Annotated in this window: 11 protein-coding genes; 3 read left to right on the top strand and 8 right to left on the bottom strand. The window is 68.7% G+C overall.

The genetic code is table 11. From position 1 onward, the window contains the following. The first annotated feature begins 142 nt into the window (after positions 1–142). Positions 143–769, top strand: coding sequence for a TetR/AcrR family transcriptional regulator (locus OG746_RS18675; protein WP_266715918.1), 627 nt, complete (start codon positions 143–145; stop codon positions 767–769). Between the two features lie 67 nt (positions 770–836). Here the strand turns inward: OG746_RS18675 and OG746_RS18670 are convergent, their stop codons facing one another. Continuing rightward, positions 837–2,162, bottom strand: coding sequence for a deoxyguanosinetriphosphate triphosphohydrolase family protein (locus tag OG746_RS18670; RefSeq protein WP_266715917.1), 1,326 nt, complete (start codon positions 2,160–2,162; stop codon positions 837–839). Between the two features lie 581 nt (positions 2,163–2,743). Between OG746_RS18670 and OG746_RS18665 the strand changes: the two genes are divergently transcribed. After that, on the top strand, positions 2,744–3,964 hold the full coding sequence (locus tag OG746_RS18665; RefSeq protein ID WP_266715915.1) for a metallophosphoesterase: 1,221 nt from the start codon (positions 2,744–2,746) through the stop codon (positions 3,962–3,964). A gap of 108 nt (positions 3,965–4,072) precedes the next feature. Here the strand turns inward: OG746_RS18665 and OG746_RS18660 are convergent, their stop codons facing one another. The 6 genes from OG746_RS18660 to OG746_RS18635 all read right to left on the bottom strand — a co-directional run bounded on the left by OG746_RS18660 (position 4,073) and on the right by OG746_RS18635 (position 10,880). Continuing rightward, positions 4,073–5,029, bottom strand: coding sequence for a M48 family metalloprotease (locus OG746_RS18660; protein WP_266715913.1), 957 nt, complete (start codon positions 5,027–5,029; stop codon positions 4,073–4,075). A gap of 312 nt (positions 5,030–5,341) precedes the next feature. Further along, positions 5,342–5,848 (bottom strand): Pycsar system effector family protein, encoded by a 507-nt coding sequence (locus tag OG746_RS18655; protein WP_524540428.1) that lies wholly within the window; start codon positions 5,846–5,848, stop codon positions 5,342–5,344. Further along, a complete protein-coding gene (locus tag OG746_RS18650) occupies positions 5,845–6,966 on the bottom strand; it encodes a PE-PGRS family protein (protein WP_266715909.1) in 1,122 nt (373 codons plus the stop codon). Before OG746_RS18650 ends, OG746_RS18655 begins: the two co-directional genes overlap by 4 nt. Positions 6,967–6,983: 17 nt before the next feature. Then, the gene (locus OG746_RS18645; protein ID WP_266715907.1) at positions 6,984–9,140 is read right to left on the bottom strand and encodes a hypothetical protein; all 2,157 of its coding nucleotides are present in this window, start codon (positions 9,138–9,140) and stop codon (positions 6,984–6,986) included. Continuing rightward, positions 9,137–9,985 (bottom strand): hypothetical protein, encoded by an 849-nt coding sequence (locus OG746_RS18640; protein WP_266715905.1) that lies wholly within the window; start codon positions 9,983–9,985, stop codon positions 9,137–9,139. The genes OG746_RS18645 and OG746_RS18640 overlap by 4 nt, the downstream gene beginning before the upstream one ends. 130 nt (positions 9,986–10,115) lie before the next feature. After that, a complete protein-coding gene (locus tag OG746_RS18635) occupies positions 10,116–10,880 on the bottom strand; it encodes a Crp/Fnr family transcriptional regulator (RefSeq protein WP_524540427.1) in 765 nt (254 codons plus the stop codon). 551 nt (positions 10,881–11,431) lie between these two features. Between OG746_RS18635 and OG746_RS18630 the strand changes: the two genes are divergently transcribed. Then, entirely contained in the window at positions 11,432–13,072 is a 1,641-nt protein-coding gene (locus tag OG746_RS18630; RefSeq protein ID WP_266715903.1) for an AMP-binding protein, read from the top strand. A gap of 150 nt (positions 13,073–13,222) precedes the next feature. Here OG746_RS18630 and OG746_RS18625 read toward each other — a convergent pair whose 3' ends face one another. After that, positions 13,223–14,710 carry an MFS transporter gene (locus OG746_RS18625; RefSeq protein WP_266715901.1) on the bottom strand — a complete coding sequence of 496 codons (1,488 nt, stop codon included), beginning with the start codon at positions 14,708–14,710 and terminating at the stop codon, positions 13,223–13,225. Between the last annotated feature and the right edge of the window lie 84 nt (positions 14,711–14,794).

Genomic DNA, 14,794 nt, shown 5'->3' with positions numbered 1-14,794 from the left:
TCCTTAAGAACGAACGTTCATGCGTAGACAAGCAGCGCACAAGTCCGGCCGTCAATAGGCGTGTTGAGATACGCATTGCGATGCGTGTTGCGATGTATCGAGCCGCGTTGACCATGACCCGAGAGCCCCGTAGCCTCCCCGCATGAACGATCGTTCTCCCGTACTGGACCTGATCAGCGACTCCGGACGGGGCAATGAGGCGGCCATCCTCCGCGCCGCCCTGCAGCTGTACGCGGAGCGCGGCTTCAACGGCGCCTCGATGCGGGACATCGCCCGCGCCGCGGGCACCAGCCTGTCCAACCTCTACAACTACTTCCCCTCCAAGGCCCGCCTTCTCACGGAGCTCCTGAACCGCGCCAACGCGGTGCTGTCCGCGCAGGTGACATCGGCGGTGGACACCGCGGGCAAGGATGTGGCCGGCCAACTGGGCGCGGCCGTACGCGCCTACGTGAGTTTCGTGGCGGACTACCAGACCGCCATGCTCATCGCGCTGAGCGAGGTGCGCCACCTGGAGGGCGAGGAGCGCGCCCAGGTGGTCGCCGAACGCGACCGCAACCAGGAGATCTTCGAGGAGCTGGTCGCCGCGGGCGCCGCGTCGGGCGTCTTCACCACCCCGTACCCGCAGGACGCGGCGCGCAGCATCCTCGCGATGTGCTCCACCATCGCCACGTGGTACCGCCCGGAGGGACGGCTGACCAAGCAGGACCTGTGCGACCAGCACGCCCGCTACGCCTTGGCGCTCCTGGAGAGCGGGGCCGACGGCCGCTGAATCGCCGTACGGAGCTGAACCGCGGTACGAAGCTGAACCGAGTCACGGAGCTGAACCGCGGTACGAGTCAGAGCCAGTCGCCGTCGGTCACGGAGCCGAGGCCGACTCCGGACAGGCGGCGGTGCAGGGCGACGGCCTGGCCCTCGGTCAGTGACGCGACGTGGTCGGCGGCGGCGCGCAGCGGGTCGCCGTGGAGGGCGAGTTCCTCGGCGCGGTCGGTGGGCAGCAGGTGCGGGGATTCGTGGGTCCAGCGCAGGAGTTGGGAGACGATGCGGCGTTTGCCGTGCTGCTGGGTGGCCAGGGCCGGGCGGTCGATGACGTAGCACCAGACCAGTTCCTTGAGCAGCTCGCAGGCTGTCCGGCGCTCGGTGGGGACGACGAGGCGGGCGCCGTACCGGATCGCTGCCGCGCCGCCGACCTGCAGGTCGATGTCGCGGGTGAAGTGGTCGATCAGCTTGGCGGTACGGGCGTTGAGGGCGACGTCGTCCTCGTGGCGGCCCCCGTACGGCTTCGCGATCGACAGCGCCTTTGCGATGTCGGCCAGGATGTGGACCGCCTCGTCGCGGTCGAAGCCGGCGCCCTCGCGGTGGCGCTTGGCCGCCACGTAATCCAGGAAGCGCTGCGTCTCGCGCTCGGTGTCACCGCCTGCGGCCCCGGGCGCCGGGAACAGCGAGGCCAGCGGGATCAGCCCCGCGCGGTAGAAGTCCTCCACGTCGTGGCAGGCGTAGGTGACATCGTCGGCCCAGTCCATCACCTGCTCCTCGACCGGCACCGCGTCGTCGTCACGGCCCGCCCGCACCCACCGGAACGCCTCCCGGTCGATCGCGTAGACGCCCCATTTGCCGTGCCGCGCGGGGTCGACGTCGCGCGCGGCACGCTCCCACGGGTACTTCGTGGCCGCGTCCAGGCAGGCCCGGGACAGGTGCAGGCCGCGATGGCCCGCGTACTTGTGCGCGGCGAGGAAGGTGAGGATGTGGAGGGTCTGGGCGTTGCCCTCGAAGCTGTCGAGGACGCCGTGCCCGGCGTGCAGCTCGTCCATCGTCGCGCGCAACGCGGTCTCTCCGGCGTGACCGAACGGCGGGTGCCCGATGTCGTGCGCCATGCAGGCCGCCTCGACCAGGGCCGGGTTCGGACCGCCGTAGCGCCGCTCCAGACGTTCGGCCATGCGCCGCCCCAGCTGCGCGACCTTCATCGAGTGGGTGAGCCGCGTGTGGTACGCCCCGAGTTCGCTGCTGGCGACGACCTGGCTCTTGCCCGCGAGCGCCCGCCACTGCGTCGAGTACAGGATGCGGTCCACATCGTGCTCGAACCCCGACCGCTGTCCGTCGTCCGCGACGCGTCGACGGAGGGAGTGCTGCTCCAGGTCATCATCGGTGTAGTGGGCAGGTCGCATGGCGCGATGGTACTGGCCGACCGGGAACGCGTCCTGGCGTTCGGTCGACGCCAGGACGCGTTCCCGGCCGACACCAGGACGCGTTCCGACCCGTTCAGGCCTGGGTCTCGGTGGCCCGGCCGCCACCGAAGACCGCGGGGAGCGGGCCTGCGGCGCAGGGTGTAGTTGGTGTTGGCGTAGCTCCAGTCCGCCCCCGGCTCGAACCGGGCGGGCTTGGACAGCTGAGCCTGGACGAGTCCGTCAGGACCGCATACGACGCGACGTGTTGCGCAACCGCGTGCTGCTACTGGAGGGCGAACGCGACACGGCCGTCGCCGGGTTGCGGGAGCTGGCCGCGAAAGCCCAACACAGCGGCGACATGGGCCTGGCCGCTGAGATCTGACGCCCGGTCGCGGAGACGCCCGCGGGCTAGGCCCTTCTGACGGTTCGACAGGCGTGAGCCCCACGCGGCGTTCGGCGCGGCGAGCACGGTGCCGCTGCCGGACACGGACCGGACCTGGCCGCCGCCCCTTTCCGCGACGGCGGACAATGAGCCCTCCAGGACACTTCGAAAATCGAGGCCGCACCTCAGGAGGGGAAGCGTGACCGAGACCAGCAACACCCGATCCGCCGACAGTGAATCGCCAAAGGCGCCACGGAGCCGGCTGCAGCGCCTGATGCGTTACATCCCCATGATCGCCCCCGTCCTGCTGTGGGCCGTGCCGTGCTGGGTTCTCCTGCACGCCGGTCAGCACTGGCCGCTCCCCGTCGCCCTGATCGGCACCGCGCTGTTCGCCGTCGGCCTGATCGGGATGCCGCTCGCGATGGTGCGCGGCCACGGCCGGCGCCAGCAGGACCGGGCGGCGATCGTCGGTGACACGCTGCTGGGCAGCGTCTGGGTCCTGTTCACGTGGTCCGTTCTGCTCGGCGTTCTGCTGCGGCTCGCCCTGACCGTGGCCGGCGTCGGTGACGGAGAGGGCCGGGCGCGCATCGTCACCTGGGCCGTCCTCGGCGTATCCGCCGTACTGCTCGTCTGGGGGTACGCCGAGGCCCGACGCGTGCCACGTGTGCGCACGCTCGACGTGCAACTCCCGCGCCTGGGAGCCGGGTTGGACGGCACCCGGGTCGTCCTCATCACCGACACCCACTACGGTCCGCTCGACCGTGCCCGCTGGTCGACCCGGCTCTGCGAGACGGTGAACACCCTGGAGGCCGACCTGGTCTGCCACACCGGCGACATCGCGGACGGCACGGCCGAACGCCGTCGCGCCCAGGCGACACCCTTGGGCACCGTTGAGGCGACTCGCGCCCGCGTCTACGTCACCGGCAACCACGAGTACTACAGCGAGGCCCAGGGCTGGGTCGACCTCATGGACGAGCTGGGCTGGGAGCCGCTGCGCAACCGCCATCTGCTCCTCGAACGCGGCGGTGACACCCTCGTGGTCGCCGGCGTCGACGACGTCACGGCCGAGTCCTCCGGACTGGCGGGTCACCGCGCCCACCTCGCGGGAGCCCTCGACGGGGCCGACCCCGACCTTCCGGTGCTACTCCTCGCCCATCAGCCCAAGTTCGTCGACCGCGCGGCGGCCCAGGGCATCGACCTCCAGCTCTCCGGCCACACCCACGGCGGCCAGATCTGGCCCTTCCACCACCTGGTCCGGCTCGACCAACCGGCCCTCGCCGGCCTCAGCCACCACGGCACCCGCACCCTCCTCTACACCAGCCGCGGCGCGGGCTTCTGGGGCCCACCCTTCCGCGTCTTCGCCCCCAGCGAGATCACCCTGCTCGTACTCCGCTCGCCGGAGCGGTCCGCTTCGGCGTAGGCGTGAACGGGTCGAGATGTCCACTCGGAGCGGCACAGGAGACGAAGAGGCACGAGTCCGGAGTCGCCGCGGCGACGGCCTGATCCGAGGGTACGAACGGGAGCAGGCTCATCGCCCCTCCAGGTACGCCGCCAGGTGATGCAGGCGAGTGTGGTAATCGGGATGCGATGACAGAAGCTTCCCTGAGACGCTCGGCCTGCAACGGCGTGCCGTGGGCCCGGTGCCAATCGCTGCCGCGCTGCCACACCCGGACAACGCGGAAGCCGTCACACGTCCGCTTTCCCGTTCTGCCGCCTGCATCATGTGCAACACCTCGGCGAGCATCGGCCCGAACCCGGCCGCTGCCGCATGACGATCCGCTCGCAGCTCGACTCGGCGCGCCACGGCGGCTAGCAGATACGGAGAAGCGACCAGCGGCAGGACGACAAACCAGTAGGACAGTGCGGCGACCAGCACGATGCCGCCCGTTGCTATGAGCAGCACTGCCGCCCAAAAGCCCATCCGCCCACGGCCAATGACGGCGACGAGGCGGACAAGCCCCCATACGGCGGACCACGCGAGCCGAGCCGGAACCGCGTACCACTGCCCCAGTAACGACGTCCATGCGTGACCACGAACGTGGTGACCCAGTTCATGGGCGAGGATCGCGGCCAATTGGCCACCGGACAGTCTCTCCAGAGCAAACCGAGTGACGCCCACGATGTGGCCCGCCGCGGCAAGCGCGTTGAGACGATCGCTGTCCTCGATCCACAACTCGTAGACGCGGCCCTCGACGCCCGTCCGGGCTGTAGCCTCCCGCCACAGCGGTTTCAGCCGGGCCAGTTCCTGCCGGGTGGGGTGACGGAGGTTCAGCAGATGCCGAGCCAGCACTCTCTCGGTGGGCCGGTGAAACGCCATGGCGCCCGAAACGAGCCACAGCAGAGTCCCCAGCCAATCCACGGCAGGGAGCAGGGCATGGGAGAGCACCCCTACGATGACCAGGCTTACGAGGAACGAGGGCAGATGCAAAAGCAGTTGCCCCCAGGCCGTGGCATCAATGCCCCGCTGTCGCTTCGCGAGGTGCACCCGCCCACGCCGACCGAGTTCCTCGTGCGGCGGGCGCCTCCCGGCGCTCGGATCGGACCAGTATTCCGATTCGCCGATGAGGTGGCCCTCGTCAGGCCCTGTCGCGCTACCCGGGTATTGCGACAGGGGTGGAACGGCCTCGCCCCGACAGTGCGGAAGCGGAATCGCCACAGCATCCGGGGAAGCCGAGGGCTCAGCACTGGGAGCGTGGCCGGGGCGGGCGGGATCTGGAGGAGTGATCATGGGATCTTCCTGTGTAAACGTACGGCCGGAACGTGACGGCGCCGTGAGAAATCGGTCGGCGAAGGACCTTCAGCCAACGAGCCGCACGATGGGCAACAGCAGCATTCCCACGCAATAGGCACCCAGGCCGACGCGGATCCACCGGTGTTTGGCGCCGACGATGCGGCTGTTCTGAGCCAGTGCCTCGAGCACTCCCTCGGTCGGATGCGCCTCGGTGACATCGAGTGCCTCCGCGAGCCGACAGTCGTCCGTGGCCCGGCGGATGTCTCCGAAGTACGTCAACGGCCGTCCAGGAGCCCACTGGACGTTGCCGTAACGGGGCACAACGGCGAGGAGCAGACACACCAGTGCGCCGGCCAAGGCCGCCAAGGCCACCCACAACAACGCGCTCCCCGCGACGGAGAGCCGTAATGGAAACCGTCCTCGGGCCGCGAGCAGACCAACGAGCAAGCTCACCGTCATGCTCATGACTCCCAGAAGTAGGGACGCCTTGCTGTCCGCACGGGCCGCCTCGGACCGCAGCTCCGTGAGTAGACGGGCCCCCGCAATCGGAGCTTCCGTCCCACCGCAGGTCATCGCTCCTCCTCGGAGCTGTCGGCGGCCGCCCTGTCCTTCTCCTTGTGGAAACGCACCAGGGTGTCATCGGCCCCGACCCAGGACAGGGCATCCGCTGCGGCAGGAGCAGGAGCTGCAACAGTGACGTTGCGGGCGAGGAATCCCTCCATGATCTCCACGGCCTGCTTGCTGAGACCCGCCCGCTGGTAGTCCTCCAGGTTCCCTTCCTTCAACACCTGCAGGGCGACCTCGGACTGGCTCCGGATCAGGTCCGCCTGGTCCTTGCGCAGGTTCTCCAGGACCAGCCGCGAATCCTCTGGGTGCTCCGCCAGGTGCAGGGCCCACATCGCCACGCCACCGCGCTGGAGGTACTGCTCGTAATAGCGGATCTTCGCTGCCTCCAGCTCCCTCACCTTCTCCTGCTGGCGGCCGTGCAGCATGACCAATTCATGGTCGTGCCGCGCCTGCTCGGTATTTCGCTCCGCCCTGGTCCGGTCCTCCTGCAATGCCAAGTCGTGTGACAGACCCAGCTGTTCGTCGGCGTACCGGAGTCGGCGAACCTCCTGCTGATGGATGATCGCGGCGTCGTCCAGCCTCAGCCGAAGGGCCCACGACGTGCGCAACCCGACTTCGCTTCCCAGCTCGCCCGCGTCGGCGATCACCTGGCACGCGGCGTGCTCGGCACCCGCACTCTCCTCGATGGGGAAGCGCCTGCTCACCGGACGTATCAGCCGCTCTATGCTGCGCTTCAAAAGAGCAGGCACATTCCGCTCGCCGCTGGCCACGAACTGTTCCGGCTGGGAGACCTGCCAGGTCAGGTCCACCTCTGCGGTGAAATCGAAGGCATCATTGTCGCTGGGCATCGGCAGCGAAGCGATGCAAGTGTGCACCCCCATATCTACTTCGTAGACCGCGGTGTACCGCCTGACGGCGAACAGCGAGCGCGCTGGCCGGCGGGGCGGCAGGTAGACCTTAAAGTCCCCCTTGTCCGTGGTGAAGACCAGCGCATTGTCGATCCGGCTGTAACCCCTGCGGTGGTCAAAACGGGACAGCTGACGCACGGTCAGTACGGGGTCGGCCAGGTCACTGTGCCGGTCTGCGCCCTGGTCCCAGTCGGTCTCGCGGCGGAGGTCTGCCATGGCTCGATTCTCCTCACTCAGTGGTGATACGGAACTTCACGGCCCTCAGCCGCAGGTGCGGCGGCAGCGCCACGCAGCACGGCCATCAGACGGCCGGCTACCGCAGGCGGGCCGTCTCCGCGTCGCGCGCACAATGTCCCGAGCATGTAGTCGAGACGCTTACCGTCCTCGGGTGACACGGCGAGCCTGGGAAGTAGCAACGTCAGTTGTCGCTCTACCTGCGGATCGCCGTCCGCCTCGAGAACCCAGCCGGCGAGGCCCTTCAACGCATCGGTGGTGTAACGCAGATCGGCCAGAGCGGTCTGCCACAGCAGGATCAGCTTCTCTGCATCTTCCACGCCCGACGTGGCAGCCTCCGCGTACCACCGCAACAGCAGCCGGCTGTCAGCGCGCGTGCCTGCAAGGACGAACGCATGCAGTGCCAGCCTCCGGCCGGAAGGCTCGTCCTGGAGCAACTCGAGCAGCCGCCCCAATACCCGGCGGCGGACCGGCACCGATTCGTCGCTCAGCAACAGCGCGGTGGACTCGGCGATGTGCTGCGCCTCTTTTTCATCGCCCCCGGTGCGGGCCGCTTCCGCCAACGCTTCCAGCGCTTCGTCGGGCATGTGGGGGCCCACGAGGGCATACGCGCGGATAGCCGTCCAGCGAGTCCGTGGTTCGGCCTCGCCATCGCACCAGGAGCGCAGGATCTGCGGGATGTTCGGGGCACCGACGGCGTACGCCGTGGCCAGAGCATTGGCGGCGACGAGGCAGTCTCGGTAGAGCTTCGACTTTGCCCAGCCTTCGATGAGCAGGGCCATCGCCGACGGCAGGTCGGTCTCGGCCAGCACGGCAGCGGTGACTGCCGCACGGGTGCGCACCAGCGGGCGTCCGTCCTTTGCGAGCTTGCGGAGCCACGCGAGCAGAGCCGGCCGCGCGGAGGGGTGGCTCGTCCACACTTCACGGAGGACCTCTCCGGCGGCTCTGCGTTCCTCGAAGCGTGCCATGCGCTGGAGCACAGGGCCCCACTCGGTGTGTTCCTCCTGCCAGTACTCGACGGCTCGGGCCAGACGAAGCCGCTTGGTTATGGACGTCCCGAAGATGCCGACACGGGGCTCCTTCCCGGCATCTTCGGTCCTCTGGAATTGCCCCCACAGGGAATCGCTGAGCTCCGCGGTCAGGGCGTAGGCGGCTTCGTCGAACGCCGCGAGGGAGATGAGGAACGCCTTGTCCCGAAGTGTGGTCTCGTCGGTTCCGAACCATTCTTGGACCTGATCTCGGACCAATATCGGGCCGACGTCCACCAACTCCTCGTAGGTGATCCTGCCATCCGCGTGCGCGGCCAATGCCTCCGCGAACGACGCCGCCTCCCGCAGTTGATGGTCGTCCCTGCCAAGGAACTCCCGGGAGATCGGCAGGCTCAGCAGGCCGTTCTCCTTCCGCGGGTCCTGTACTCGGGCGTGCAGGTGTGACCGGAGCACGGCCTGGGGCGATGACGGCTGCCATTCGACGACGGCTACACCCCGCAGGGTTGCGAACAGGTCGACAGTGATGACCATGTAGGCATCCTTCTTGCGCAGGGTGTCCTGCACCGCCCATAGGTCGATGTCGCGCAGCGGGTTGTCCCTGTCCGTCACCAGATCGCTGATGAGGTAGCCGAGCGAATCGCCATTCATCTCGTCCGTCAGCGCCGTCGGCCGGGTGTTGGGGTCGATGGCGCGTACACGCGAGGCGTCAATGGACCGCAGCAGCATCAAAGCGGCGCTGCGACGACCCGTGAAGGGCGCGCCGGACAGTACGAGAACCCGCTCCTCGCGCAGCCGGTCACGAAGGGGGTGAACGAGCGTCTCGTATCCGGCGAACACCTCGGCCAGGTGGTCGAGTTCGGCAGCCGGGATGTTGCCGGAGGCATGGGTGGCGGCACCGAAGCGGTAGTGGTGCTCCACCTTGGTTCCGAGGACGACGTCGCCCACGACGCTGCCACCGGTGACACCGGTCTGAGCACCGCCGACCAGGCTGCCGCCGACGGAGGCCGGTACGTGTTCGTACAACTCTCGACGGGCGGCCCAAGGGTCTTGGGGGCGATCTTCCTCCGCGTCGGCGTGCTCGCCGTTCCCCGGTTCCTGCCTGTCGGCTGCCGGGTCGGTGTCGTCCTGGGACGATTCCGCAGACTTGTCGCCGGGCTGCTCGCTCATGGCTGCTCGCTCCCGTTCTCGCACTGGACACTGCCCAAGATCACGTCACCGATGACCCGACCGCCACTGACTCCGGTCTGATCACCCATGACCTGGCTGCCGCCGAACGACACGGTCCCGCCGTTGAATGTGACGTCCGCCCCACTCTTCGCGGGCGCGACACCAGGCGCCTCTCCGACTGCGACGTCCTGCGCATCCGAGCCCTCGCTCCCAGCGGAGGGAGACTCCGGGGCGGGGGTGGTCGTGCCGTACGGGAGCGGACCATGCAGCCACAGCTCGAGTCGGTCCTTCTTCACGGCCACGGGAGCGTGATGGAACTCCTCCGGGCGCAGTCCGCGATGTCCGTGACGGACCACGCCTTCGTAGACCGAGGGCGACACCCCCAGCACACAGTCCGCGTCCCGCTGTGCGAGGGCCTTACGCAGGACCTCGGAGTCGAGCAGACGGCAGGACTGATTGAGGTCGTGCCCGACGAGCCCACCGACAGTGCCACGCTTCGGGTCCAAGGCGACTTCTCCCGAGGCCAGGACCATCCGTAGCCGCATCTGCGCACTGCTCGATGCCAGGCGGTTGTACAGGTGCAACGCATCTGGAGTGGTCGTCAGCAGGACCCGAAGCAGCGCAGTTTTCGGGATGTCGGAACTGATCAGAACGATTAGGCCGTCCCCGCGGTCCTCGCGGTACTGCATGTTCCGCTCGACCCCCGCCTCGGCGAGGGTGTCCTCAACTGCGTTGTGCAGTTCCCGGCGCAGGTAAGCCTGCGCCACATTGTCCCGTCGGCTGAAGTCCTCTATGTCGAACAGCAGAATGGTGCGGTTGACGGGTTCTCTCAGGGCCAGGCTCATACGTGCCTCTCGGACGGTCGGGCTCGGTCCGAAGCACTATCCCGCGAGGGTCTGACATTGAAGAAGGAACACCTGCACACAGCCTCTGTAACCGATGGCACACAACTCGGTCCGGCTGCATGTTTTTTGACTACCCGCCACCCGCGATCCGGCGCAGCAGGTCCGGCCGGATGATCACCATCCCCCTTCGGCTGGTGCGGACGATGTCGCGCTCTCGCAACTCCTTCAGAAGCCTCGCCACCGCCTCTCGCGAAGAGCCGACCGCACCTGCCAGCTCATGTTGGCTGAGGCCCGTGGTCAAGCGCACACCCTCCGCATCCTCCACCCCGTGTGTGCGCGACAGCTCCAAGAGCAGGAGTGACAACCGCTCACGAATCCCAAGGGCTCCTTGATCCACACGCCGCCGGTCACTGGCGCGTGTTCTGTCCCCGATGAGGCTGAGCAGTTGGAGAGCAGTTTCCGGGTACTCCGCAAGATGGCCCAGGAACCTGTCGCGCTCGATCGCGACGGCCTCGACCTTGCCGATCGCAGTGACCATCGCTGAGCGTGGGCGGCCACTGACTGCGGATGCCTCACCGACGACGTCGCCCGGCCCTCTCAGGGCGAGTAGGGCTTCGTAGCCGTTGGCCGCGGAGCGGGTGACCTTGGTCCAGCCGGCAAGGATGATCATCACGTGGGTGGACGGTTCGTTCTGATGCACCAGAACGGACCGTGGGCCGTACTCGATGGGTTGACCCAGTTCCAGCAGCGCGACGCGTACCGGGTGTTCCAGCCGGGCCAGGAACGGAACTTGGTCGTCGAGCCTGTTGGATCGCAGCGGCGCCGGCGGTTGGGACGGCGCGGGAGCGTCCGCCGATCCATGCTGCCCGGGCCTGGCCGTACCGTTAGTCTCCACCCGTACTCCCCCAGGCCAGGCAGCTCCGCCATGCTTCAGCGGATCCCTACCCTCGCTCCGCGCATCCACCCTATGACACGAGAATCAGAACAACCCGGCTGCGTGCTTCCCTCTGGCACCGACTCGCGCCTCGGATCGCTCAACCTGGCCTCACGGTTGGCATGGTCCACGCCCGTGTCCGCGAAGCGCTATCTGAACGACCGCCAGCGCCTCCAGTGCCCCTCCCCTCCCCTCCCCGGAGACCGCCCCGTGGCCGCGGTCCGCGAGAGGCGGCAAATACCGAGGGATACAGAGGTCAAATCCTGGAAGAACAAAGGAAAAGAAGGAGTCAAGCGTGCGGATGCGCCCCAACCCGAGGCGCGTGTGGATGGAGCGGGGAGTTAGCCTGGGTGTTGGTTGTCCGGGGCAACCAACGCTCCCGGGCGGGTGCCACTTGTGCCGGGCGCGGCGTCATGCGCCGACGGCTCCGGACTGCCTCCCCCACGACCAACAAAGCACTACCACCGGCGCGTACGGAGACAAGCGGGTCGGTGGCCCCAGGAGGACAATCCATGCCTGCAGAGGCATCCGCACCCACCCCCACCCCCGCAACACCCCTGGATTCCGAGGGCACTTCGAACGACTCGGTCATATCTGACGCGGCGTCCGGCACCTCGGAACCCTTCCGCACCTTCATCGAGGACAATCTCGCCGCACTGGCGGCCCACCCGGACCGCGAGGTCCTGGTCTACGAGGACCGGCGGCTGACCGCGAGTCAGTTCCACTCGCTGGTGCACCGCATGGCCCATGCCATCGCCGCTCAAGGTGTCACGCGCGAGTCGACCGTCACCCTGCTCAGTGGCAATCTGCCCGAGATCATCGCGGCCCGTTACGCCGCCAATCTCGTGGGCTGCCAGGTCAACCACCTCTACAACAAGCTGTCGGCCGATGTGCAGGCGGCGATCGTTCAGGACGTAGAGACCCAGGTACTGATCGTCGACCCGTACTACGCGGACCGCGCCGTGGAGGTCATCGAGAGCGCGCCCGTGCGGCACGTTCTCGTGCTCGGCGAGGACAAGCGGGAGATCGGGCAGGACCTGCTGGCGCTCGCCGCCGAGCAGCCCGACGAGGCGTTCGTGTCGCGCGCCCGCCCCGATGACATCTGCACCATCCGGCACACCGGCGGTACGACGGGCCACCCCAAGGGCATCGTCACCACCTTCGAGCAGGTCAACCGGATGCGCCGGATGGTGGATCAGGCGCGCCCCGCTGAGCGGGAGTTGCCCCGGCAGCTCGCGTGCACCACCCTCGCGCACGCCGCGGGCATGCTGGCGGACAACGTCATCCATTCCGGCGGCTGCATCGTGCTGCTCGACGACTTCGACGCGGGCGACGTGCTCGCCACCATCGAGCGCGAGCGCATCACGCACCTGTTCCTGCTGCCGCCGCTGGTCTACCAGCTCCTCGACCACCCGGACTCCGAGCGCCGCGACCTGAGCAGCCTGCGCGGCCTGACGTACGGCGGTTGCCAGGCGTCGCCCGCCCGGATCGCGGACGCCGTACGCCGCTTCGGGCCCGTACTCCTGCAGTTCTACGGGCAGAACGAGGCCGGCGGCATCAGCGTGCTCACCCCGGACGACCACGACCTGGACCGGCCCGAGCGGATGCGCTCCGCGGGCAAGGTGCTGCCGGGCGTGGAGGTCGCCATCCGCGACACCGACGGCAAGGACCTGCCGGTCGGCGAGCTGGGCGAGATCTGCATCCGGTCCGAGGGCACCATGACCGGCTACTGGAAGCAACCCGAGCTGACCGCCGAGGTGCTGCGGGACGGCTGGCTGCACACCGGTGACATCGGCTTCCTCGACGACGAGAACTACATCACCGTCGTGGACCGGCTCAAGGACATGATCGTGGTCGTCGGCGGCCACGTGTACACCACCGAGCTGGAGGACCTGCTCAACTCGCACCCGAAGGTGCTGCAGAGCGCGGTCTTCGGCGTCCGGGACGCCGACCGCATGGAGCAGGTGCACGCCGCGGTCGTGGCCGCGCAGGGCGTCGCGGTGGAGGCGGAGGAACTGCGGGCGGCGGTGCGCGGGCAGCGCGGCCCGATGTACGAGCCGGCCCACATCGACTTCGTGGACGCACTGCCCCTGACCGACGCGGGCAAGCCGGACAAGAAGCTGCTGCGGCAGCGTGCGGAGGAGCGGGTCTAGGTCCTGCCGTCAAACTCCCGTCTGCCCGGCGGGAGTTTCACGACAGGCCCTTGCACCCACCGGGTGTCGAACGCGGCGCCGCCCTCTGCCGGAGCAGAGGACGGGGCGGCGTTCAACACACGCCGGGTGGCCGACGCCGCCACGGAGACGTCATGAGCGTGACGGCAGCGAGGGAGCAGCGCGGCCCGGCGCCCGCGGGGTCTCCCGTTCCGCGGTCCGTGCGGGTCGGCGGAGCACCACCAGCGCGACCACGAATGCCGCTCCGATCAGACCGGCCCCGACAGCGAACGCGAGCCGGTACCCGCCGGTGAGCGCGGCGGCCTGCGAACTGCCGCTGTCCATAAGGGCGTTCGCGCGGGACGCGGACAGCGTCGACAGGACCGCCACACCGAGCGCCATGCCGATCTGCTGCGTCGTGTTGAACAGACCGGAGGCCAGCCCGGCATCCTCCTCGCGCGCCGCCGACATCCCGAGCCCCGCGAGCGCCGGGAGCACGAGCCCGCCGCCGGAGATGAGCAGCATCACGGGCAGCAGATCGGGAACGTACTCCCCCTGCACGGGCACCCGGGCGAGATATCCGAGCGCCCCGGCCAGGAGCACGAGTCCGGCGAGCAGCACCCGCCGCGGTCCGAAGCGCGCGGAGAGCCGGGCCGAGGCGCCCAGCGAGACCGCGCCGATCATGACGGCGGCCGGCAGCATCGCGAGGCCGGTCGCCAGGGCCCCGTACCCGAGCACCTCCTGCATATAGAGGGCGGCGAGCACCTGGAAGGCGAACATCGCGGCGAGCGTGAGGATCTGGGTGACATTAGCGCCGACGACGGTGCGCGAGCGCAGGATGCGCAGCGGCATGAGCGGCGTACGGGCCCGGGCCTGGCGCACGACGAACGCGGCGACGAGGACGACCCCGGTCCCGATCAGTCCGGCGGCGCGCCATGAACTCAGCCCGTACGCCTCGATGTTGACGACACCGTAGATGCCGAGCATCAGCCCGGACGTGATCAGCAGCGCACCCCAGGCATCGGCCCCCGCGCGCAACCCGAGGCCGCGGTCGGCGGGGAGCGCGGGCACCGCGAGGGCGAGCACGGCGGCACCGATGGGCAGGTTGATGTAGAAGATCCAGTGCCAGTCGAGGGCGTCGGTGAGAACGCCCCCCAGCACCTGCCCGATCGAGGCTCCGGCGGCGCCGGTGAAGCTGAACACGCCGATGGCGCGGGCCCGTTCACGGGGTTCGGTGAAGAGCGTGACAAGAATTCCGAGGCCGACGGCGGCGGCCATCGCACTGCCGACGCCCTGCAGGAAGCGGGCGGCAAGCAGGACGCTGGGTCCCGTGGCGAGCCCGGCGAGCAGTGAGGCCGCGGTGAAGACGGCGGTGCCCGCGAGGAACATCCGCTTGCGGCCGATGAGATCGCCGAGACGCCCGGCGAGCAGGAGCAGGCTCCCGAAAGCGATGAGGTAGGCGTTGACCACCCAACTCAGCGCGGTGGGCGTGAAGTTGAGGTCGTCCTGGATGGCCGGTAGCGCCACGGTGACGATGGAGCCGTCGAGGATGATCATCAGGGTTCCCGTGGCGATGACGCCGAGGGCGACCCAACGGGACGAGCTCTGCGGCGGGACGGGTGAGGCCGGCGATGCGGACATGACGATGCCCTTCGGTCGAGTCGCCTCCCCTCCCGGGCGGCGACGACAACACGACCGTAGCAGATAGTTTTGTTGCAGACTATT

Origin of the sequence: Streptomyces sp. NBC_01016 (genome assembly GCF_026341035.1) — a bacterium.
Lineage (GTDB): Bacteria > Actinomycetota > Actinomycetes > Streptomycetales > Streptomycetaceae > Streptomyces.
The sequence above is the reverse complement of the archived record's forward strand: the minus strand, read 5'-3'. Positions and strand labels throughout refer to the sequence as shown.

What these genes read in the sequence shown, in the direction of transcription:
- OG746_RS18675 (WP_266715918.1), top strand. Translation starts at nt 143, where the DNA reads ATGAACGATCGTTCTCCCGTACTGGACCTGATCAGCGACTCCGGACGG.
- OG746_RS18670 (WP_266715917.1), bottom strand. Translation starts at nt 2,162, where the DNA reads ATGCGACCTGCCCACTACACCGATGATGACCTGGAGCAGCACTCCCTC.
- OG746_RS18655 (WP_524540428.1), bottom strand. Translation starts at nt 5,848, where the DNA reads ATGACCTGCGGTGGGACGGAAGCTCCGATTGCGGGGGCCCGTCTACTC.
- OG746_RS18650 (WP_266715909.1), bottom strand. Translation starts at nt 6,966, where the DNA reads ATGGCAGACCTCCGCCGCGAGACCGACTGGGACCAGGGCGCAGACCGG.
- OG746_RS18645 (WP_266715907.1), bottom strand. Translation starts at nt 9,140, where the DNA reads ATGAGCGAGCAGCCCGGCGACAAGTCTGCGGAATCGTCCCAGGACGAC.
- OG746_RS18640 (WP_266715905.1), bottom strand. Translation starts at nt 9,985, where the DNA reads ATGAGCCTGGCCCTGAGAGAACCCGTCAACCGCACCATTCTGCTGTTC.
- OG746_RS18630 (WP_266715903.1), top strand. Translation starts at nt 11,432, where the DNA reads ATGCCTGCAGAGGCATCCGCACCCACCCCCACCCCCGCAACACCCCTG.
- OG746_RS18625 (WP_266715901.1), bottom strand. Translation starts at nt 14,710, where the DNA reads ATGTCCGCATCGCCGGCCTCACCCGTCCCGCCGCAGAGCTCGTCCCGT.